The following is a 21,952-nucleotide window of genomic DNA, read 5'->3' on the forward strand; positions in this document are numbered from 1 at the left end:
AGCTATCGCCAGAAAAGGTACATAAGGGCCGCTCTAGAGATACATGCCCGCGTCCGTGCCCTTCGACTGACCCGGGACCGACGTCGGGCCACCGCCACGGCGCAAGGCGAACAGCTCGGCCAGCGTTGCCCCCTCCCGGCCCACCGCTCCCTCCCAGTCGCCATCCTCCCGGCTGAGCCAGGTCTCCGCCTCCGGACGGGTCAGCGAGCCCACCTCGATACGGGCCAGACAGCGGCCGGGCCTGACGACCGCCGGGTGCAGACGCTCCAGGTCCTCATTGGTCGTCACGCCCACCAGGACGCTCCTGCCCTGGCCGAGCAGCCCGTCGGTGAGATTCAGCAGCCGCGAGAGCGCCTGGCCCGCCGTGTGCTTGGCCTCGCCACGGATCAGCTCGTCGCAGTCCTCCAGGAGCAGCAGCCGCCAGCGGCCCTTCGCCGAGCCCTCGTCCTCACCGATCGCGATGTCCATCAGATAGCCGACGTCGTTGAGCAGCCGCTCCGGGTCCAGGACACAGTCCACCTGGCACCACTCGCGCCACGAGCGGGCCAGCGTCCGCAGCGCGGACGTCTTGCCGGTGCCCGGCGGGCCGTGCAGCAGGAGCAGCCGGCCGGAGATGTCGTCCGGCGTCACCTTCATCAGCCGGTCCATCGCGTCGGCCACCGGGGCCGTGTAGTTGGCCCGGACCTCGTCCCACGTACCGGCCGAGATCTGGCGGGTCGTGCGGTGCGGGCCACGGCGCGGGGAGTCGTACCAGAACCCCATGGTCACGTTCTCGGGCACCGGTTCTGGCTCGTCCTGCGCGCCTGCGGTCGCCTCGCCGTGCACCTTCTCGGCGAGTTCGGGGGTGGTCGCGGTCACCGTGACGTCCGCGCCCCGGTTCCAGCGCGAGACGAGCAGCGTCCAGCCGTCGCCCTCGGCGAGAATGGCGCTGCGGTCGTCGTCACGGGCCGAGCGCAGCACGGTGGCGTCCGGTGGCAGCAGGGAGGCGCCGGACCTGACGCGGTCGATGGACGAACTGTGCGAGTGGGGTTGCTCGCCCGTCGCGAAACGGCCGAGAAAGAGCGCGTCGACCACATCCGACGGCGAGTCGCTGTCGTCGACGTTGAGCCGAATCGGCAGTGCGTCCTGAGGCTTGGCAGACATGGCGCCCATGATCCGGCACGGGCGCGGTCGGCGCACGGCGTTTAGCGCGGTGCCGGCTTCGCCCTCAATCGCCGGACGGGCTGGGTGTGCTGTCCTCAATCGCCGGACGGGCTGCGTGTGTTGTCCTCAATCGCCGGACGGGCTGGAAGGCCGCCGGACGGGCCGCGTACGAAGTCTGTCCCGCGATCGAGGGGACGGCCGGCCCGCCGTACCGCCCGGACCACCGCGTACGTCTTCGTCAGTGCCCGGTCGGCCGCGAAGAGGCCGCCGAGGCCCCGGCCGTCGATCAGCCGCGCGAACTCGCCGATCCCCGTGGAGCGCCGGACCGTGACGCGTTTCAGGGCGTACGGGCCCTGGCCCCGGCGGGCGAGCGCGTTGCCCACGGCCAGCGCCTGCTCGAACCCGGCGGCCCGCACCGCGCGCCGTACGCGGCGCGTCGAGTAGCCGTACGGGTACGCGAACGAGACCGGCGCCGCGCCCAGTTCGGCGGCGACGATCTCCCGGCAGCGCGCCGTCTCGTGGCCCAGGCGCCCGCCGTCGAGCTGGTCCAGTCGCGGATGCGTATGGCTGTGGCCGCCGATCTCCACACCTCCGGCGGCCAGTTGGCGCACCTGGTCCCAGTCGAGCATCGTGTCGAGGGCGCCGCCCTCGTCGTACGGGCCGCGCAGCCACCCCGTGGAGACGAACAGGGTGGCCGCGAAGCCGTGTTGGGCCAAGGCGGGCAGGGCGTGCCGGTGCACGCCCTCGTACCCGTCGTCGAAGGTGATCAGCACCGGCCGGGCCGGCAGTTGCCCGTGCCCCCGCCAGACGGCGGCCAGCGCCGCCGTCGTCAGCGGAGTGAACCCCCGTTCGCCGAGGAGCGCCATCTGCTCGGCGAACGCCTCCGGCGCCACGGACAGGGCGCGCACGGACGGGGCCGGCCGGTGCGCGAGGGCGTGGTACATCAGGATCGGTACGGGCTCCCCGGAGCCCGGTCCGGGCCGCGGTGGCGCGCCGTCGCCCATGCCCATGCTCATACGGCCGCACCTCGCGGACTGTCCCGCGCCGCCGTGGTGACGGGCTTCGCCGTCTCCGCTGTCGTCGCCGGTGTGATCGGTCCGGACGAGAACGTGACCGGGCCCCGGCGCGCGCGGGCGCTGCCCACGACATACCCGGCCGTCGTCGTCAGCACCCCGGCCACGATCGCCCCGGCCCGCCGCGCACCCCCGCGTCCGCGCCCCGGCCCGCGCACCGCGTCGCGCAGCCCGCGCGCCACCCCGGCGGGCAGCACCCGCGTGGCATAGCGCCGCTCCGACTCAAGTCCCTTGCCCGCGCCGACACTTCGCGCGACGAGGGCCTTCGACAGCCCTTCGGCGTAGGCGCGCGTACGGAAGTACCCGAACCGCGTACGCGCCGGAGGCACCTTGTGGTGGATCACCGCGCGGTCGTCGATCAGCAGCACGGCGTGCGGCAGCGCCTCGCTGAGCCTGATGCACAGCTCCGTCTCCTCGCAGCCCAGCGGTCGCCGGTCGCCGTCCCGGCCGATGCCGGTGGCGAAGCCCCCGGCGGAGTCGAACGCGGTACGGCGGAAGGAGGCGTTGCCGCCCAGGATGTTGCGGACCCGCACCTTGCCGGGCGGCAGACCCCGGTACGTACAGCCGACGATCCAGTCGAACTCCTCGGGGAACCAGACCGGCCGGCCCCCCGGGGACCAGGCGGGCAGGGTCCTGCCGCCGACGGCCATCACCCGTGGATCGCCGTAGCCCGCCGCGAGATACCGCAGCCAGTCGCGATCCGCGACGGCGTCGTCGTCCAGGAAGGCCACGAAGTCCCCGCGCGCGGCGGCGATCGCGGTGTTGCGCCCGGCGGAGAGACCACGGGGCCCCGCGTTGGCCAGCACCCGTACTTCACCACCGTCCGCCGGTGCCGGGGCGCCGTACCACGCGCGGAGGCGTTCCAGCAGCGCCTCGTTGTGGTCGACCACGAGCAGCGTCTCCGTGGCCGGCATCGACTGCCTCTGTACGGAGTCGACGGCGGCGAGGATGTCCTCCCACCGCTCCTGTGTGTACGCGCAGACCACCACGGAGAACGAGCGGTGGAGTTGACGGTCGATCATGTGACCTCTCCTCGCCGCTGCCCGATGACGGCCCCGGGAATGCCTTTGGGGACCGCGAGCGGCAGGAGGGGCCGGACGGCGCGCGGCCGGCGCCGGGCGGCCCTGGGGACGCCCTTCTCCCTCAGGATGACCCTCAGGACCCGCAGCCCGTCGCGTACGGCCCGCAGATTGCTCACGCCGTGTATGCGGTCGTACTCGTGACTCGGGATCTCCTGCACCCGCAGACCGGCCTTGACGACGCGGATGTTCATCAGGGTCTCGACCTCGAATCCGGTGCAGTCGAGCGTGATCCGGTCCAGACAGTGCCGCCAGAAGGCGTTGTATCCGTAACAGAGGTCGGTGTAGCGGGCGCCGAACTTGGCGTTCACCACCGAGCACAGGACGTGATTGCCGAGCTTGCGGATCAGCGTCATGTCGTCCGTGCCGCCGCCGTTGGCGAACCGGGACCCCTTGGCGAAGTCGGCGCCCGAGACGAGGGCCGACACATAGCTGACGATCTCGTGACCGTCGGCCGAGCCGTCCGCGTCGACCATCACGATGATGTCGCCCGTACAGGCGGCGAATCCGCTGATCAGGGCGTCGCCCTTGCCCTTGCCGCGCTGCTCGACGACCTTGACGTCCGGCCACAGCTCGCGTGCGACGCGCACCGTGCCGTCGGTGGAGTTCCCGTCCACCAGGACGACTTCATGGATCCAGTCGGGCAGTGTCTTGAAGACGTACGGCAGATTCTCCGCCTCGTTCATCGCGGGGATCACCACGCTCACCGGCGGCGCGATCGCGAGATACGAGGAGACCAACCGGTATCGGCCGGGAAAGTGGTCGAGCGGTTCGTCCGGTGCGTTGTCGAGAACATGGCCGGAATACGGCACGGCCAACGGCATGGTTAACGGCACGGCCAACGGGTCTTCGCCCGGGACCGCCGGGCGCGCGAATGAGCTCACGGGATCGTTTCCCTCTCCACCGGTGGACCGCCCGCCCCCGGGCGGTCCGGATGATGTGCCGGTTCGAAAGGGGGGTTCTCACCCTGTGCGTGACAGCGTGGATCTCCGTGCCTGTCAGGTGAGTTGCAACAGGAAGTACACCGCGCGGCACCCCCCAAGGCCGTGTCTGACAAATCCCGCCTGGCGCGCGACGCCCGGCACGCACGCTCGCCGCGTTGTCGTCAGTCACCCAAGTACCTCCAGTACGAGGGCGATCCTCCGCCTTGCGATCGCACGCACCGACGCCAGTCATCAGCCACTCCGCGGCGGGCGCGCGCCCCGCCCTGCGGGCGGACGGCGCTATTTGTCAGACACGACCTACCGCGCTCCGCGCCGGGAGCCGCCGCGACGTCCGAGCCCTCCCCTGAAGTCGCTCTCCATGACGGACCGATGCGGGTGGATGTCCGAAGGTATTGATACTTACGACTGTATGGCAAGGGCTGCGACATGACCGCGCCTATTTGCTATTTGGCTGTACTTCGACCGGTGGTTTCCGGAACCTCCCTGTTCCGATTTACTCAATCCGTCCTATGGCACGCCCCCGTTCGAGCGGGTTCGAACGGTATACGCGCGTCCATCTGCAACATCTCACCGGATCTTCTTGGCATGGACACTTCCAGTGAAGTCCCTTGCCTGGTACGAACGTTGAGGCAGAGATCCTGCTCAATGGAGGTTCCATGAAGCTGACCAGATTCGCCGCGCTCTCGTCCTCGCTCCTGCTCGGCGCCGTCCTCGCGCTCACCGGCGCGAGCCAGGCCCAGGCCACCGAAGCCGCGGCACTCGACTACGTCGCCCTCGGCGACTCCTACTCCTCCGGCGTCGGGTCCGGCGCCTACGACAGCGGCAGCGGCGACTGCAAGCGCACCAACCGGGCCTACCCCGCCCTGTGGGCCGCCGCCAACTCACCCTCGTCGTTCGCCTTCGCCGCTTGCTCGGGCGCTCGTACGGGTGATGTGACCGGCAGTCAGCTCGGCGCCGTCAACTCCGGGACCGACCTCGTCAGCATCACCGTCGGCGGCAACGACGCCGGCTTCGCGGACGTCATGACCACCTGCGTCCTGCAGTCCGAGGCCAACTGTGTGGCACGGGTGAACACGGCGCGCGCCTACGTCGACAACACGCTGCCCGCTCAACTCGACTCCGTCTACAACGCGATCAGCGCCAAGGCCCCGGCCGCCCAGGTCGTCGTCGTCGGATACCCGCGCTTCTACCAGCTCAACGGCACGTGCGTGGTGGGCATGACCGAGAAGGAGCGCGCCGCCATCAACGGCGCGGCCGACCACCTCAACACCCTGCTCGCCAAGCGCGCCGCCGACCGCGGCTACCGCTTCGCGGACGTCACCGCCACCTTCACCGGGCACGAGATCTGCTCGCCGGCGTCCTGGCTGCACAGCGTGAACTGGACGAACATCGGTGAGTCGTACCACCCCACCGCCCAGGGCCAGTCGGGTGGTTATCTGCCGGCCTTCTCCTCGGCCGTCTGACCTTCGGTCTCTTCGGCCTCCTCGGTCCCTTCGGCCGTCTGACCCAATCGCGGATCGTACGAACTGACCGCCGGACCGGTGCCGGTCCGCCGTCCCCCCGGGGCCGGCGGACCGGAATCGGCGTTCGATCCGATCGGAGAATCCGGTGGTCGATTGTCCAACTCGCCCTGGAATATAATGGATTCGACGGGCGGACTGCCATCCCCGTACGGGTGCTGTCAATCCTTGAGGCGGGATACACGTGTGTCCTACGGGGGCGATAGGGTTAACCTGCCCGAGCCGGGTGCCCTCGTACGGGTGGGGAGTGACATGGATCAGATAACGATGCACAGCAGGGCGCGAGTACCTGCCATCACATGTGGGAGCAGCGCGACCAGTTCACGGCTCGACCGCCATCTCTCGGTGCTCGGCGGCCCTGCCGTCCCGCAGCGCGAGTCGGCCGAAGCGACGAGCCTGATGCGGGAGTTGACCTCGCGCGACGAGGTGCGGACCCGTAAGAGCAAGAGCGCGCGTGTCTCCCTGTTCGCACCGCTGCGGCGGCTGCGACGGTCCCTCTTCGGCAGCCGCCGCTGAGCCGACCGGTCGGCGTCGGCCGACCCCCGGAGCGCTCGGGCGATCACACCGCTTCGACGCAGCGCCGCTCTCCGCTCGCCCGTCACTCCCGGGGCCCGCGGCGGTGCGTCGGTGTGCTCGCCGAGCCCGGAACCCGGAACCGTCCCCCGCGGTGCCGCCGCCTCACCACCCGGCAAGGTGAACCGGCGGCAGCGGAAGGGACGGCGAGGGACGGTGGTGCGACGGAACGGCACAGGACCTACGCGCCGCTCCTCGTGTATCTGCGCACCGTCAGCGGTACGAACACCGCCAGGAGCACCAGTGCCCACAGCAGCGCACCCGCCACCGGATTCGCCGACGGCCAGGCCGCGTCCGGGTTCGGCGACGCGTTGCCGCACAGCTCGCGTACGGCCGCCGCGACCGCGCTGATCGGATTCCACTCGGCGACCACGCGGAGCCCGCCCGGCAGACCCTCCGTGGGAATGTACGCGCTCGAGAGCAGCGGCAGCACGAAGGTGACACTGCCCAGTTGACCCGCGATCTCCTCGTTACGGATGAGCAGACCGAGATACGCGCCGGCCCAGGTCGTCGCCAGGCGGAACAGCAGCAGCAGACCGAAGGCCCCGAGCGCGCCCGGCACCGAGCCCTCGATCCGCCAGCCCACGGCGACCCCGACCAGCACCAGCGGCACGATGCCGATCGCCGTGGTGAGCACATCGGCCGCCGTCTGGCCCAGCGGTACGGCGACCCGGCTCATCGGCATCGTGCGGAAGCGGTCCATCACGCCGCGCTGCGCGTCCTGCGCGGACTGGAACATGCCCGTCATCATGCCGCCGGCCGCCGTCGCCGCCAGCAGGCCCGGCACCAGGAAGGCCCGGTACTCCTGGCCCGGTGTCGCCAGCGCGCTGCCGAAGACGAAGCCGAAGAACAGCAGCATCGTGATCGGCATGGTCTGGGTGAGCACCACCACACCGGGGGAGTGCCTGATCCGCTGGAGATGGCGGCCGAGAACGGCCGTGCTTTCGTAGCCGACGGTGCTCACGCGGCGCTCCTCTCGGTGGCCCTGTGCGGCGCGTCCGCGCCAGCGGTCAGTCGCAGAAACACCTCGTCCAGCGTCGGCGGACGCAGGCTCGCGTCGATGACCGGCACCCCCGCCGTGTCCAGCTCGCGGACGATCCGGGGCAGGGTGAGCGTGGCGTCGGTCGCCACGGCGCCCACCGCCCGGCGCTCCCGGTCGATCACCGGGAGCGCGCCGGTCAGTTGGTCGAGCACACCCGCGGCGGCGAGGAAGACCGCCTCGGTGGCGTCCTCGGCGACGGTCACTTCCGCGTACGACCCGATGCGGGACTTGAGTTCGGCGGGTGTGCCGCGGTGCGCCGCCCGGCCGTGGTCGATCAGCACGATGTCGTCGGCCAGTTGGTCGGCCTCCTCCAGATACTGGGTGGTCAGCAGGACGGTCGTGCCCTCGGCGGCCAGCTCGCGCACCGCCGTCCAGATCTGGCCCCGGCTGCGCGGGTCGAGTCCGGTCGTCGGCTCGTCGAGGAAGAGCACCCGGGGCCGGGTGAGCAGGCTGGACGCCAGGTCGAGGCGGCGGCGCATGCCGCCCGAGTAGGTGCGGGCGGCCCGGTCGGCCGCCTGGTCGAGTTCGAAGCGCTCCAGCAGCTCGTCCGCGCGGGCCCGGCCCGCCGCACCCCTCAGACGCAGCAGTTTCGCGAACAGCCGGAGATTCTCGCGGCCGGTCAACTCGCTGTCGACGGAGGCGTTCTGGCCGGCGACCCCGATCGCGGCGCGCACCGCCGCCGGCTCCTTCGCGATGTCGTGCCCGGCCACGGTGGCCGATCCGCCGTCGGGACGGCTGAGGGTGGTGAGGACGCGTACGGCTGTGGTCTTGCCCGCGCCGTTCGGCCCCAGCACCCCGCAGACCGTGCCGGGGGCGACGGCGAGATCCAGGCCGCGCAGGGCGTGGACCTCGCCGAACCGCTTCTCCAGACCTTCACTAAGTACGGCGTACGTAGTTTTCATGCGGCCCACCGTACCTCACTACGTACGATGTACGTAATTGACTCCCTGGGGGAGAATGGCGGACGAGGTGATGACCGATGGCGGGGCGACCTGCTGAACCCGAAGTGATCTGGTCGCGTCCCGAGCGCGCCGCCCGTGGCCCCAGGCCCGCCCACACCCGCGCCGAGATCGCGGCCGTCGCCGTGCGGATCGCGGACGCGGACGGTATGGACGCCGTCTCCATGCGCCGGGTCGCCGGGGAGCTGGGCTGCGGCACGATGTCGCTGTACAACTACGTGCCGCGCAAGGAGGACCTGTACGAGCTGATGGTCGACCTGGTCGCCGACGAGCACGATCTGCCCGAGCGGCCCACCGGCGACTGGCGGGCCGATCTGACGGCGCTGGCCCACCAGGCACGGGCGATCATGCGGCGCCATCCGTGGATGGCGCGCCTGATGTCGGCGGCCTACGGCTTCAGTCCGAACACGATGAAGTTCCTTGAATTCAGCCTGTGGTGCCTGGATCCGCTCGACCTGCCGTACGGCCGGAAGGTGGAGCTGGTGGCGATGGTGAACGGCGTCGTGACCACATACGTCTCCAACGAGGTCCAGAGCGCCGAACGCACCCGCTCACTTCCCTGGCCGGCCGAGCGGGAGCAGGAGATCCGGGCGGCGTATCTGGCGAAGCAGATCGCCTCGGGGCGCTACCCGCGCCTCGCGGCGGCCCTGGCGGAGGACTCGGGACCCGTCGACATGGAGGCCGTCTTCGACCGGGCGCTGAGCCGGGTGCTGGACTCGTTCGGGAGCGGCTGACGCCCCGTCGGTACGGTTCAGATCAGCGCGAACTGGCCGTCCGGGCCCTCCTCGTGGTGGTCCAGCACCGACGCGGGGCGCCGGGCCGGGTCCGGTACCGGCAGTACACCGGCGGCCCGCAGCGTGTCCGTGCCGATCACCGGCCCCTGGTCCAGCGCCACGCTCAACTCCCGCTGCCGGGGCCGCAGTCCGGCGAGGAGCGCGAGTACGGTGATCAGCTCCAGCAGCTCCGACGTCCACTCCTGCGGCCAGGCGCGCGGACCGATCGCCTCCAGGGTGCCCGGCTCCGGGCGCTCCGCGCGCCGCTCGAACCACAGCTCGATCATCCGGACACCACCGACCTGGAAGTCCCACGCCTCCACCGGCACGGGGGAGATCCGGCCGTCACCTATGTGGAGCGTCTCGTCCTCGGAGCCGTAAAAAATGGTCGTGGGGCGGGCGGGGACGGCGGCGCGGACGTACGGGCGACGGCCGCCGGGCAGCCGGCGGCGCTCCCCGCCACGCGCGCCGCGCAGTTGGACGGCGGTGAGCTGGGCGCCCAACTCGACGCCCCTGGCCCACAGTCGCGGATCGGCGGTCAGCGGCACCACACAGCCGCGCGGCGAGGGGCGGGCCGCCGCCACCGCCCAGTCGAGCAACTGGCGCGCGGTGACCTCGTGTCCCAGGCGCGCGGTCAGCGACTCCAGGAGGCCGGGCGTCAGATTGGGTTCCGCGCCGCCCGGCCGGCGGAACAGGGGCCGGATCCGGCCGGGGCGCCCGGCGGGGGAGCGGCCGTCCGGCAGCAGGGCGCTCACCAGCAGCGCGGGACCCGCCGCGCCGGGCACGAACCCCTGCTCCACGGCGAAGAGTTGACGCTCGTCGGCCACCCGCCACAGCTCCGGCCTGGCCACGTCGATCAGCCGGTGGTCGGGGATCAGATACCGCTCGTCGAACGGACCGTGCCCCACCCGCAGCGGCGCCGGACACCGCCCGGACTCCCGCGCGAACCTCCCCGTGCCCGTGAGCTGTCCGGGCAGCGCGGCGACCGCGCTGTGCGGCGTACGGGAGCGGGTCGGCCGGAACAGTGCCGTACGCTCGGGCTCCGCGGCCCGTATCAGCGCGTCCCAGCGCGCGGTGAGCGAGGCGGCGTCGGGGGCCAGGATCCAGTTGCGGCCGAGCCGCAGCGGCGCCGCCGACCACGGCATGAGGTCGCTCAGCAGCGGGGCCGTCGTCGGGGCTGTCATCGGCGCCGTCATACGGGCACACCCCTCCCGGTCCGTCGCGTGCCGTCGGCGAAAGCGTACCGACCGGGGCCGCGGGGTCCGTCAGTCCGTCTCCATCGTGACCGAGAACGAGAAGCGGTCGCCCCGGTAGCGGATCCTGGCCACGTCCACGACCCGGCCGTCCGCGTCGTAGGTGACACCCGTGTAGTGCAGGATCGGGCTGAGCAGCGGGACTTGGAGCAGACCGGCCGTGGCCGGGTCGGCGAGCGTGGCCTCCACCGTGTCCGTGATCCGGCTGATCCGCACCCCCAGCACGTCGCGCAGGACCTTCGTCATCGGCCAGCGCTCCAGATCGGCGGGATCGAGCCGGTCCGCGATGTCCGTACGCAGCGCGTTCTCCGCCCAGTTGGTCGGCTCGCCGCTCTCGCCGTCGCGGCGCAGCCGCCGGTAGAGGGTCACCTCGTCCACGCCCGGGAAGTACTCGGCCAGTTCGCCGGGCACCGGCGCCCGGCCGTGGCCCGTCACCGTCGTCCGCTCGCCCGACTGCTGCGCGACAACCGCGTCGATGGAGCCGAGCAGCCGGCGGGGCGCGCTGCGCCGCGCGCCCGGCTCGATGAATGTGCCGCGCCGCCGGTGCCTGCTGATCAGACCCTCCTGCTCAAGCTCCTTCAGGGCCTGACGCATCGTCAGCACACTGACGCCGTAGTGCCCGGCCAACTGCTCCTCCGTAGGAAGACGCAACGGGTCGTGCGGGCGCCGGCCGAGTATGGAGGCGCGCAGCGACTGCGAGACCTGGTACCACAGCGGCAACTTGCGGTTGAGGACCAGCGAATCGGGTGCGAATGCGGTCACGGCGGGCTCCGGGTCAGGGTCAGGGTCTGTCGGTGGGCGCCGGGCCGGAAGACGGCCTGAAGTGGCGCTCCAGACCCTGCCATACGCTGTCGTAGCCCGTCTGAAGGTGTCCGGCCGTCGCCGCCTGGGCGGTGGCGGTCACCGGCCAGCGTGTCTCGAACATGAACGCCAGACCGTCGTCGATCCGCTGCGGCCTCAGCTCGGCGGCGCTCGCCCGGTCGAACGTCTCCCGGTCGGGCCCGTGCGCCGACATCATGTTGTGCAGCGAACCGCCGCCGGGGACGAAACCTCCCTTACCGGCGGTCTTGGCGTCGTACGCCCCCTCGATCAGGCCCATGTACTCGCTCATCACGTTGCGGTGGAAGTACGGCGGGCGGAAGGTGTTCTCGCCGACCAGCCAGCGCGGCGCGAAGACCACGAAATCGACACCCGCCAGGCCCGGGGTGTCGGACGGCGAGGTCAGCACCGTGAAGATCGACGGATCGGGGTGGTCGTAGCTGATGGAGCCGATCACATTGAACCGGCGCAGGTCGTAGACGTACGGCAGATGGTTGCCGTGCCAGGCGACGACATCGAGCGGGGAGTGGTCGTACGTCGCGGTCCACAGGTTCCCGCAGAACTTGTTGACCACCTGCGTCGGGCGCTCGACGTCCTCGTAGGCGGCGACGGGAGCCAGGAAATCGCGCGCGTTGGCCAGGCCGTTGGCGCCGATCGGGCCGAGGTCGGGCAGGACGAAGGGGCGGCCGTAGTTCTCGCAGACGTAACCGCGCGCGGTCTCGTCCAGCAGCTCGACGCGGAAGCGCACCCCGCGCGGGATCAGCGCGACATGACCGGGCTCGGCGGCGAGCAGGCCGAACTCCGTGACGATGAGCAGCCCGCCGTGCTCGGGGACGATCAGCAGCTCGCCGTCCGAGTCGCTGAACACCCGGTCGTTCATGGGGGAGTTGGCGTGGTACAGATGCACGGCCATGCCCGTGCGCCGCGCGGCGTCGCCGTTGCCGCCGAGCGTCCAGAGCCCGGCCAGGAAGTCGGTGCCGGGCGCGGGAGCCGGCAGTGGGTCCCAGCGCAGCCGGTTGGGGTCGGGCGCGGACTCCGTGAACGGCGCGCCGCGCAGGGCGCCGTTGCCGGTCCGGGTGAACGGCGGGTGCGCCGCCGAAGGGCGGATGCGGTAGAGCCAGGAGCGGCGGCTGTGCGCGCGGGGCTCGGTGAAGGCACTGCCGCTCAACTGCTCCGCGTACAGGCCGAGCGGGGCTCTCTGCGGCGAGTTGCGTCCCACGGGCAGCGCGCCCCGTACAGCCTCCGAGCTGTGCTCGTTGCCGAACCCCGTGGCGTACTGAAGACCCTCGGCCGTCTTACGCGCCCGCTCGATGCCGCTCATCGTCGCTCCCCGTCTCGCGTCGTGCTGTCCTGCCCGGTCGCTGAATCCTATGCTCAACCGTAGGATTCCAGCGGTGGCGCGTCAACGGGAATTGGTTCCGTTGGCGGAAAGAGGCCGCCCACGCCGTCTCGAACAGCGGCCCTTCCCGGGGGAGACTCGAAGGGCCCGTGACCGCCAGACATCTCGCCCGAGATCTCGCCGAAGGGTGGGCCAGCCCGTGCACCAGGTCAGCGCCGACACCCACGACGGCCTCCGCACGGTCCCCGTGCAGCGACGCAGCGCGGTGCGCCTCGCCCGGATCCTCGACGCCTGCGCCGAGTTGCTTGACGAGACCGGCTACGACGAGCTGTCCACCCGCGCGGTCGCCACCCGGGCGGGGGTGCCCATCGGCTCGGTGTACCGCTTCTTCGGCAACAAACGCGACATGGCCGACGCCCTCGCCCGGCGCAATCTCGACAGCTACGTCGAACGCGTCGAGCGCCGGCTCGCCACGATTCCGGCCGCCGCCTGGCAGTCCGTGATCGACGCGGTCCTGGACGAGTATCTGGCCATGAAACGCACGGTCCCCGGCTTCGGCCCGGTCGACTTCGGTACGACCCCCGACCCCAACCGCCGCGTCGCGGACCGCCTGACCACGCTGCTCGCCGCGCATCTGCGGCGGGTACCGGACGCCGCGCTGCGCCGGACGGTGCTGGTCGCCGTCGAGGCGGCGGACGCGCTGCTCCAACTCGCCTTCCGCGCGGACGCGTCGGGCGATCCGGACATCATCGCGGAGACACGGGAACTGGTGCGGGCGTATCTGGCAAGGACGTTGGGGTGACCAATCCAAGCCCGTCCGGCGTTTGAGGTCAGCCCACCACGGGGCGGATCAATTCGAGCCGTCCGGCGTTTGAGGACACTCCGACGACGACGGTGGGCACATCAAGCCCGTCCGGCGTTTGAGGACAGCCCACCGCCGGGCGGACCAATCCAAGCCCGTCCGGCGATTGAGGACAGCCCCACGACGACGGTGGGCACATCAAGCCCGTCCGGCGTTTGAGGACAGCCCACCGCCGGGCGGACCAATCCAAGCCCGTCCGGCGATTGAGGACAGCCCCACGACGACGGCGGGCACATCAAGCCCGTCCGGCGATTGAGGACGAACCGGCCGCCGGGCGGGCCCGGTCAGCGTTCCGGACCCCCTTCCGTCATCCGTACCGGTCGGTATGCTCGGGAGGGCTCGTGCGTCACCGTCGCCGCCGCACCTGGAGGATCCATGCCGCCCACCGGCCCCGCGCACCCCGCCCGCACCGCGCTGCGCGTCTGCCCCCTCTGCGAGGCCACCTGCGGACTGACCCTCACCATCGAGGGGACCAAGGTCACCGGAGCGCGCGGCGACCGTGACGACGTGTTCAGCAAGGGCTTCATCTGCCCCAAGGGAGCCTCCTTCGCAGGGCTGGACGCCGACCCGGACCGGCTGCGCACCCCGCTGATCCGGGTGGACGGCGAGCTGCGGGAGGCGAGTTGGGACGAGGCGTTCGAGCTGATCGCCGCCCGGCTGCCCGCGCTTGTCGCGGAGCACGGACCGCAGTCGGTCGGTGTCGTCCTCGGCAACCCCAACGTCCACACGATGGCCGGCGCCCTCTACCCGCCCGTCCTGCTGAGCACGCTCCGCACCCGTAACCTCTTCACCGCCTCCACCCTCGACCAGATGCCCAAACATGTGTCGAGCGGCCTGCTGTTCGGCGACGCGTTCGCGATTCCCGTGCCCGACCTCGACCGCACCGACCATCTGCTGCTCCTGGGCGCCAACCCGCTGGACTCCAACGGCAGCCTGTGCACCGCGCCCGACTTCCCCGGCAAGCTCAAGGCCCTGCGCGGGCGCGGCGGCACCCTCACGGTCGTCGACCCGCGCCGTACCCGCACCGCGCGGATCGCCGACCGGCACCTCGCCATCCGGCCGGGCACCGACGCCCTGCTGCTCGCCGCCCTCGTCCAGGTCCTGTTCGCCGAAGGGCTCACCGACCCCGGCGCGCTGACCGGCCATCTCGAGGGACTCGCCGAACTCCGGCAGGCGGTGGGGGACTTCACGCCTGAAGCCGTCGCGGCCGCCTGCGACCTGGACGCCGAGGAGATCCGTACCCTCGCACGCGAACTCGCCGCCGCGCCCACCGCCGCCGTCTACGGACGCATCGGAAGCTGCACCGTCGAACACGGCACGCTCGCCAGTTGGCTCATCGACGTCCTCAACGTCCTCACCGGCAACCTCGACCGGCCGGGCGGCGCCCTCTTCCCGCTCTCCGCCACCGACCGCGCGCCCCGCCCCGCCGGCCCCGGCAAGGGATTCGCGCTCGGCCGCTGGGCCAGCAGGGTCGGCGGCCACCCGGAGGCCAAGGGCGAGCTGCCCATCGCCGTCCTCGCCGAGGAGATCGAGACACCCGGCGACGGACGGATCCGCGCGGTGCTCGCCCTCGCGGCCAACCCCGTGCTCTCCGCGCCGGACGGCAGCCGCCTGGACCGGGCGCTGGACAGCCTGGACTTCATGGTCAGCGTCGACCCGTATCTCAACGAGACCTCGCGCCACGCCGACGTCGTCCTGCCCCCGCCCCCGCCTTCCCAGAGCGCCCACTTCGACTTCGCCTTCAACGGCCTCGCCGTACGCAATCAGGCCCGCTACAGCCCGCCCGCCGTCCCCCTGGCCGCCGGACTGATGGACGAGTGCGAGATCCTGGCGCGGCTGGTGCTCGCCGTGGGCGGGCTGCACGGGACCGACCCATCGGCCGTGGACGACCAGGTGATCGACCGTACGCTCACCAAGGCCGTCACCGACCCGCTGTCGCCCGTGCACGGACGCGACGCCAAGGAACTCGCCGCGCGGCTGGCCGCCGGACTCACCCATGCCGATGGCCCACAGCGGCGGCTCGACCTGATGCTGCGCCTCGGCCCGTACGGCGACGGCTTCGGCGCCGACCCGGCGGGGCTCACCCTCGCCCTGCTCCTCGACCGGCCGCACGGTGTCGACCTCGGACCGCTGAAACCCCGCGTCCCCGGACTCCTCAAGACCCGCAGCGGACGCGTCGAACTGCTCCCCGCACCGATCGCCGCCGATCTGCCCCGGCTGCGCGACGCGCTCGCCGGGCGGCCCGCGTCCCTGGTGCTCGTCGGGCGCCGCCATCCGCGCTCCAACAACAGTTGGATGCACAACGTGCCGACGCTCAACGGCGGTTCGAACCGCTGCACGGTCCAGGTCCACCCCGAGGACGCCGAACGGCTCGGCCTCGTGGACGGCGCAGCCGCGCGTATCACCACCGAGGCGGGCGCGATCACGATCCCGGTGGAGATCACCGACACGGTCCGCACGGGGGTCGTGAGCGTGCCGCACGGCTGGGGGCACGACCGGCCGGGCACCCGGATGGCGGTGGCCCAGGCACGGCCGGGCGTCAACGTCAACCAACTGCTCGACGGAAGCCGGCGCGACCCGCTGTCGGGGACGTCGGTCCTCAACGGCTTTCCGGTCGAGCTGACCCCCGCCTGATCAGCACCCCGGCGTGGCCCCGTCGTGACCTGGGGTTTTGCGCGTATTGCTCGCGCGTCAACATCTTGTTAACGCGCGGAATCGGCACCTAACGTCATCCGCACCGCCGACTCCGGTGGGAGTTCAACGGTGAACGTGAGGTCCCTCGAAATGCTGACAATCCTCGGATTCGTCATGATCGCCACCTTCCTGGTGCTGATCATGATGAAGAAGATGTCGCCGATCGCGGCGCTCGTACTGATCCCCGCGCTGTTCTGCGTCCTGGTCGGCCAGGGCGCGAAGCTGGGCGACTACGTCATCGAGGGAGTCGGCGATCTGGCGCCGACCGCGGCGATGCTGATGTTCGCCATCGTCTACTTCGGCGTGATGATCGACGTCGGTCTCTTCGACCCGATCGTGCGCGGCATCCTGCGCTTCTGCCGGGCCGACCCGATGCGCATCGTGGTCGGTACGGCCCTGCTCGCCTCGATCGTCTCGCTGGACGGCGACGGCTCGACCACCTTCATGATCACCGTCTCGGCGATGTATCCGCTCTACAAGCGGCTGAAGATGAGCCTGGTCGTCCTGACCGGAGTCGCCGCCACGGCGAACGGCGTCATGAACACCCTTCCCTGGGGCGGCCCCACGGCGCGCGCCGCCACCGCGCTGAAGGTGGACGCCACCGACATCTTCGTCCCGATGATCCCCGCGCTCGCCGTCGGACTGCTCGCCGTCTTCGTACTCGCGTACGTCCTGGGGCTGCGCGAGCGCAAGCGGCTCGGCACGCTCACCCTGGACGAGGTGCTGGAGCCGGTGGGCGGGACGGCGACCGAGACGGCCACTGAGACGGCCACCGAGACGGTGCTCGTGGAGGCCGGAAGCGGCAGCGCGGGCAAGGGAGTTGAGCGCGGCAGGACGGGCGGAGGCGGCGGTGGTACGTCCCTCGACAAGAGCCAGAGCCCTGCCGCCGAACAACCCGCCACGGACGACGACGACTTCCAGGGACTCGACCCCAACCGCTCGACCCTGCGCCCCCGCCTCTACTGGTTCAACGCGGGACTCACCCTCGCCCTGCTCACCGCGATGATCATGCAGCTCATGCCCATCCCGGTCCTCTTCCTGCTCGGCGCCGCACTCGCCCTCACCGTCAACTTCCCCTCCATGACCGACCAGCGCGCCCGGATCGCCGCCCACGCCGACAACGTGCTCAACGTCTCCGGCATGGTCTTCGCGGCGGCCGTCTTCACCGGCGTCCTGACCGGCACCGGTATGGTCGAACACATGGCTGACTGGCTGGTGGGCGCCGTCCCCGAGGGCATGGGCCCGCAGATGGGACTCGTCACCGGACTGCTGAGCCTGCCTCTCACCTACTTCATGTCGAACGACGGCTTCTACTTCGGCGTCCTGCCCGTCCTCGCCGAGGCGGGCGCCGCGCACGGCGTCTCCCCGCTGGAGGTGGCCCGCGCCTCGATCGTCGGCCAGCCGCTGCACATGTCGAGCCCACTCGTGCCCGCCGTCTACGTCCTCGTCGGTATGGCCAAGGTCGAATTCGGCGACCACACCAGGTTCACCGTCAAATGGGCCGTGCTCACCTCGCTCGTCGTCCTCGCGGCCGCGATCCTCTTCGGCATCATCTGATGCCGGCGGGGGCGGGGGACCGGCGCTGGCTGCTGCGCCTCGTCATCGCCTTCGCCTTCTCCCAGGCGGCGGTCTCGATGGCCCGGCCGGCTGTCTCCTACCGGGCCCTCGCACTCGGCGCCGACGAGCGCGCGGTCGGTGTCATCGCGGGTGTGTACGCGCTGCTGCCGCTGTTCGCCGCCGTACCTCTGGGGCGCAGGACCGACCGGGGGCGCTGCGTCCCCCTGCTGGCGGTCGGCGCCGTACTCATAGGCGTGGGCTGCGGCCTCAGCGGTACGGCGCGCTCGCCGGCCGCGCTCGCCGCCTGGAGCGGGGTGATGGGCCTGGGCCATCTCTGCTTCGTCATCGGCGCGCAGTCCATCGTCGCGCGCCGCAGCGCACCGGCCGACCAGGACCGTAACTTCGGGCACTTCACCATCGGCGCGTCGCTCGGCCAGCTCGTCGGGCCGGTCGCGGCCGGGCTGCTGGTCTCCGGGCAGGACGGTGCGATGGGGCGTACGAGCGCGCTGGCCCTGGTCGTATCGGCCGGGGGCGCGGCCGTGTCCCTCACCTGTCTGCGGCGGATAGAGGCACCGGCCACGCAGGCCATGCCGCGCGGTAAGGCCCGGCCGACCACGTCCGGCAAGGTCTCCGTACGGCGCATCCTGCGCACCCGAGGCGTCCCCAGCGGCATCCTCGTCAGTCTGGCCGTGCTCTCGGCGACGGACATTCTCACCGCGTATCTCCCGGTCATCGGCGAGGACCGGGGCATCTCCCCGACCACGATCGGTGTGCTGCTGAGCCTGCGGGCCGCCGCCGCGATCGCCTGCCGGCTGGTGATGACGCCGATGATCCAGCGGGTGGGGCGTACGGTCCTGCTCACCGCCTCCTGTCTGCTCGGCGGGCTGCTGTGCGCGGGGATCGCGCTGCCCGTGCCGGTATGGGGTCTCGCGCTGATGCTCGTGGCGCTCGGTTTCTGTCTCGGCGTCGGCCAGCCGCTGTCGATGACGACCGTCGTCCGGGCGGCGCCCGCCGAGGCCCGCTCCACCGCCCTCGCGCTCAGGCTCACCGGCAACCGGCTCGGTCAGGTCGCGGCCCCCGCGTCCGCCGGGCTTGTCGCCGGGGTCGCGGGCACGGGCGCGCCGTTCCTGATGCTCGGCGTGCTGCTGCTGGGCGCGGCGGGTCTGGGCGTACGGAGCACTCCACGCGACGCCGCCCCGGCGACGCCGCAACCGACGCCGCGACCAACTCCGCTTTCGGCAGCGGCTCCTGAGGAACCGCCCGTCGCCGCCGACGAGTGCCGCCACCGCCGCTGAATTCGCGTCGCCGCCGGACAGCGCATCCTGTGACTCCTGTCCGAGTCATTCCCTGACCCCGCGTAGTCGGCTAACTTCAGGCGTCCCAGGTGCTCATTCTCACCATCCGGGCGGAATTCCTCATGACTCGCGCCATCTCTCTGCACAGTGTCAGCAAGGTGTACGGACGGGCCACACGCGCCGTGGACCGTCTTTCCCTGGACATCGACCCCGGCGAGTTCGTCGTGCTGCTCGGCCCGTCCGGCTGTGGCAAGTCCACGGTGCTGCGCATGATCGCCGGTCTGGAGGACATCACCGAGGGCGAGTTGCTGCTCGACGGCGAGCGCTCCAACCTCATGCCGCCCCGTGAGCGCGGCATGGCGATGGTGTTCCAGAACTTCGCGCTGTACCCGAGCATGACCAACCGCGACAACATCGGTTTCCCCCTCAAGCTGGAGAATCCCCGGCAGGACAGCTCCGAACGCATCGAGGCCACCGCCCGGATGCTCGGCATCGAGAACGTCCTGGACCGCTACCCCAGTCAGCTCTCCGGCGGCGAGCGCCAGCGCGTGGCGATGGGCCGCGCCATCTCGCGGCGCCCCTCGGCGTTCCTCATGGACGAGCCGCTGTCCAACCTCGACGCCAAGTTGCGTAATCATCTGCGCGCTGAAATAGCCCAGTTGACGACCGAGTTGGGCGTCACGACCGTCTATGTGACACATGATCAGGCCGAGGCGATGTCACTCGGCGACCGTGTCGCGGTGATGCGCGGCGGCGTGCTCCAGCAGGTCAGCTCGCCCCGCGAGGTGTACGCGCTGCCGCGCAACGTCTTCGTCGCCGCCTTCATCGGCACCCCGCGTATCAATCTGCTCCAGGCCGTCGTGTACGCGCCGCTCGAGGGCCGGATGTCGATCGATCTCGGCAGCCAGCGGCTGCCGTTGCCCGAACCGCTCAGCCCCGACCACCAGTTGCTCCGCATCCAGCAGGGCCGGCAGATCATCGTCGGGCTGCGCTCCGAGGCGGCGCGCATCGCCCCGCCGAGCCAGGCGCGCCCCGGCGAGGTGGCGCTGAGCGGCATCGTCGAGCACCTGGAGTACCAGGGGCACGAGGCGCTGGTGCATCTCAACACCGGTTCGCGGCCCGCCGTGGTGCCGGATCTCGAATCGGCCCGGCCCAGGACCGCGCCGCGCCGCCGCCGGGGCGGACCGGGTGTCCTGGAGCGGCTGCGGGAGCGGGCCGCCGCTCATGTGCCCGGCCGGGTCCCCGGCAATGTCTCGGGTCCCGTCGTGGTGCTGGACGACCCGGAGCCGCAGGGCCCGGCGACGTACACCCCGGACCGTCCCGCGATCACGTCGAGCGACCTCGTCGTGCGGACCGGCCCCGGCATGCGGCTGCGTACGGGAGCGCAGGTGCCGCTCCTGGTCGACCTGGCGCATCTCTATGTCTTCGACCACTACGGCCAACGGATCTGTCCGGCGCCGATGGACATGCCCGGCCTCGACATGTGACGTTCGGGACCCCGGGGGTCCCTGGTGCCGGAAAACTAACACCGCTAGTTTGGGTGTGCCGACGCCGAACCGGCCGCACCCGCCAGCCCTCTTCCCCGGGAGGAACACCGATGAAGGCACAGAGCAGCATGTACATCGGCGGCCGGTGGCGCCCCGCCGCCGGCCCCGACACCATCGCCGTCGTCAACCCCGCGACCGAGCTCGTCATCGCGCAGGTCCCGGCCGGCACCGCCGAGGACATCGACGCCGCCGTACGTGCCGCGCGGGCCGCCTTCCCGGGCTGGGCGGCCACCGCGCCCGCCGAACGCGCGGCGCGCCTCGCGGCCCTGCGCGACGCGATGGCCGCCCGCAAGGATGAGATCGCCGAGACCGTCACCGCCGAGCTGGGTGCGCCGCTGAAGCTGTCGAAGGCGGTGCACGCCTCGGTGCCGGTGTTCGTCGCGGGCTCGTACGCCGAACTCGCCGCCTCCTACGCCTTCGAGGAGCGGATCGGCAACTCGACGGTGCTGATGGAGCCGGTGGGTGTCGTCGGTGCGATCACTCCCTGGAACTACCCGCTGCACCAGATCGTCGCCAAGGTCGCGCCCGCGCTGGCCGCCGGCTGCACGGTCGTCGTCAAGCCCGCCGAGGACACCCCGCTGACCGCGCGGATCTTCGCCGAGGCCGTCCACGAGGCGGGGCTGCCGGCGGGCGTCGTCAACGTGGTCACCGGCATCGGCGCCGTCGCCGGGCAGGCGCTCGCCGCCCACGAGGACGTCGACCTCGTCTCCTTCACCGGCTCCACCGCCGTCGGCCGGCTGATCGGCGCCACGGCGGGGGCGGCCGTCAAACGCGTCGCGCTGGAGCTGGGCGGGAAGTCCGCGAACGTGATCCTGCCGAGCGCCGATCTCGCCAAGGCCGTCAAGGCCGGTGTCGCCAACGTGATGACCAACTCCGGTCAGACATGCAGCGCGTGGACCCGGATGCTGGTCCACACCGACCACTACGACGCGGCGGTGGAGGCCGCCGGGGCCGCCGTCGCCTCCTACCGGGTGGGTGACCCGTACGACGAACTGTGCCGTGTGGGCCCCGTCGTCAACGCGGCACAGCGGGACCGGGTGCGCGGGTTCATAGAGCGGGGCGTCGCCGAAGGCGCCCGACTGGTCGTGGGCGGGGCCCAACCCCCGTACGGGACGGGCTACTTCATCGCCCCGACCGTCTTCGCCGATGTCACCCCGCAGATGAGCATCGCCCAGGAGGAGATCTTCGGACCCGTCCTGTCGATCCTGCGGTACGAGGACGAGGACGACGCCCTGCGCATCGCCAACGGCACCGTCTACGGCCTCGCGGGCGCCGTCTGGGCGGGCGACGAGGACGAGGCCGTCGCCTTCGCGCGGCGGATGGACACCGGCCAGGTCGACATCAACGGCGGCCGGTTCAACCCCCTTGCCCCGTTCGGCGGTTACAAGCAGTCGGGCGTCGGCCGGGAACTCGGCCCGCACGGTCTCGCCGAGTACCTTCAGACCAAGTCCCTCCAGTTCTGAGCCGGGAGGCAACCCAT

General features: G+C 71.4%; 18 protein-coding genes. 9 read left to right on the plus strand and 9 right to left on the minus strand.

The window, feature by feature from the left end:
- Window positions 1–33: 33 nt before the first annotated feature.
- The 4 genes from OG329_RS34335 to OG329_RS34350 form a co-directional block, all read right to left on the minus strand.
- On the minus strand, window positions 34–1,143 hold the full coding sequence (locus tag OG329_RS34335) for a DUF5925 domain-containing protein (protein WP_405800409.1): 1,110 nt from the start codon (window positions 1,141–1,143) through the stop codon (window positions 34–36).
- A 95-nt stretch (window positions 1,144–1,238) separates the two neighbouring features.
- Window positions 1,239–2,159, minus strand: a complete 921-nt coding sequence (locus tag OG329_RS34340; protein ID WP_405800410.1) for a polysaccharide deacetylase family protein — start codon at window positions 2,157–2,159, stop codon at window positions 1,239–1,241.
- Window positions 2,156–3,238 (minus strand): glycosyltransferase family 2 protein, encoded by a 1,083-nt coding sequence (locus OG329_RS34345; protein ID WP_405800411.1) that lies wholly within the window; start codon window positions 3,236–3,238, stop codon window positions 2,156–2,158. Before OG329_RS34345 ends, OG329_RS34340 begins: the two co-directional genes overlap by 4 nt.
- Window positions 3,235–4,179: a glycosyltransferase family 2 protein gene (locus OG329_RS34350; RefSeq protein ID WP_405800412.1), complete on the minus strand. Its 945-nt coding sequence runs from the start codon at window positions 4,177–4,179 to the stop codon at window positions 3,235–3,237. The genes OG329_RS34345 and OG329_RS34350 overlap by 4 nt, the downstream gene beginning before the upstream one ends.
- Before the next feature lie 716 nt (window positions 4,180–4,895).
- On the opposite strand from OG329_RS34350, the gene OG329_RS34355 reads away from it, so the two are divergent.
- Both OG329_RS34355 and OG329_RS34360 read left to right on the plus strand, forming a co-directional pair.
- On the plus strand, window positions 4,896–5,702 hold the full coding sequence (locus OG329_RS34355) for an SGNH/GDSL hydrolase family protein (RefSeq protein WP_405800413.1): 807 nt from the start codon (window positions 4,896–4,898) through the stop codon (window positions 5,700–5,702).
- A 309-nt stretch (window positions 5,703–6,011) separates the two neighbouring features.
- Window positions 6,012–6,275, plus strand: a complete 264-nt coding sequence (locus OG329_RS34360) for a hypothetical protein (RefSeq protein ID WP_405800414.1) — start codon at window positions 6,012–6,014, stop codon at window positions 6,273–6,275.
- Between the two features lie 238 nt (window positions 6,276–6,513).
- Here the strand turns inward: OG329_RS34360 and OG329_RS34365 are convergent, their stop codons facing one another.
- Window positions 6,514–7,296 carry an ABC transporter permease gene (locus tag OG329_RS34365; RefSeq protein WP_405800416.1) on the minus strand — a complete coding sequence of 261 codons (783 nt, stop codon included), beginning with the start codon at window positions 7,294–7,296 and terminating at the stop codon, window positions 6,514–6,516.
- Window positions 7,293–8,276 carry an ATP-binding cassette domain-containing protein gene (locus tag OG329_RS34370; protein WP_405800417.1) on the minus strand — a complete coding sequence of 328 codons (984 nt, stop codon included), beginning with the start codon at window positions 8,274–8,276 and terminating at the stop codon, window positions 7,293–7,295. Before OG329_RS34370 ends, OG329_RS34365 begins: the two co-directional genes overlap by 4 nt.
- 77 nt (window positions 8,277–8,353) lie before the next feature.
- Here OG329_RS34370 and OG329_RS34375 point away from each other — a divergent pair, with 77 nt between their 5' ends.
- Entirely contained in the window at window positions 8,354–9,067 is a 714-nt protein-coding gene (locus OG329_RS34375; protein WP_405800418.1) for a TetR/AcrR family transcriptional regulator, read from the plus strand.
- A 17-nt stretch (window positions 9,068–9,084) separates the two neighbouring features.
- Here OG329_RS34375 and OG329_RS34380 read toward each other — a convergent pair whose 3' ends face one another.
- The 3 genes from OG329_RS34380 to hmgA form a co-directional block, all read right to left on the minus strand.
- Window positions 9,085–10,290: a type ISP restriction/modification enzyme gene (locus OG329_RS34380; RefSeq protein WP_405800419.1), complete on the minus strand. Its 1,206-nt coding sequence runs from the start codon at window positions 10,288–10,290 to the stop codon at window positions 9,085–9,087.
- An 81-nt stretch (window positions 10,291–10,371) separates the two neighbouring features.
- Window positions 10,372–11,121 (minus strand): GntR family transcriptional regulator, encoded by a 750-nt coding sequence (locus OG329_RS34385; protein ID WP_405800420.1) that lies wholly within the window; start codon window positions 11,119–11,121, stop codon window positions 10,372–10,374.
- 19 nt (window positions 11,122–11,140) lie between these two features.
- Window positions 11,141–12,499, minus strand: a complete 1,359-nt coding sequence (gene hmgA / locus OG329_RS34390) for a homogentisate 1,2-dioxygenase (protein ID WP_405800421.1) — start codon at window positions 12,497–12,499, stop codon at window positions 11,141–11,143.
- A 217-nt stretch (window positions 12,500–12,716) separates the two neighbouring features.
- On the opposite strand from hmgA, the gene OG329_RS34395 reads away from it, so the two are divergent.
- From OG329_RS34395 to OG329_RS34420, 6 genes are all read left to right on the plus strand, one after another.
- Window positions 12,717–13,319 (plus strand): TetR family transcriptional regulator, encoded by a 603-nt coding sequence (locus OG329_RS34395; protein ID WP_405800422.1) that lies wholly within the window; start codon window positions 12,717–12,719, stop codon window positions 13,317–13,319.
- Between the two features lie 435 nt (window positions 13,320–13,754).
- Window positions 13,755–16,013, plus strand: coding sequence for a molybdopterin oxidoreductase family protein (locus OG329_RS34400; RefSeq protein ID WP_405800424.1), 2,259 nt, complete (start codon window positions 13,755–13,757; stop codon window positions 16,011–16,013).
- A 150-nt stretch (window positions 16,014–16,163) separates the two neighbouring features.
- Entirely contained in the window at window positions 16,164–17,630 is a 1,467-nt protein-coding gene (locus tag OG329_RS34405) for a CitMHS family transporter (protein ID WP_405800426.1), read from the plus strand.
- Window positions 17,630–18,925 (plus strand): MFS transporter, encoded by a 1,296-nt coding sequence (locus tag OG329_RS34410; RefSeq protein ID WP_405800428.1) that lies wholly within the window; start codon window positions 17,630–17,632, stop codon window positions 18,923–18,925. The genes OG329_RS34405 and OG329_RS34410 overlap by 1 nt, the downstream gene beginning before the upstream one ends.
- Window positions 18,926–19,047: 122 nt before the next feature.
- Window positions 19,048–20,412 carry an ABC transporter ATP-binding protein gene (locus OG329_RS34415; protein WP_405800429.1) on the plus strand — a complete coding sequence of 455 codons (1,365 nt, stop codon included), beginning with the start codon at window positions 19,048–19,050 and terminating at the stop codon, window positions 20,410–20,412.
- A 110-nt stretch (window positions 20,413–20,522) separates the two neighbouring features.
- Window positions 20,523–21,935: an aldehyde dehydrogenase family protein gene (locus OG329_RS34420; RefSeq protein ID WP_405800430.1), complete on the plus strand. Its 1,413-nt coding sequence runs from the start codon at window positions 20,523–20,525 to the stop codon at window positions 21,933–21,935.
- Window positions 21,936–21,952 lie beyond the last annotated feature (17 nt).

Source organism: Streptomyces sp. NBC_01506 (assembly GCF_045040295.1).
Lineage (GTDB): Bacteria > Actinomycetota > Actinomycetes > Streptomycetales > Streptomycetaceae > Streptomyces.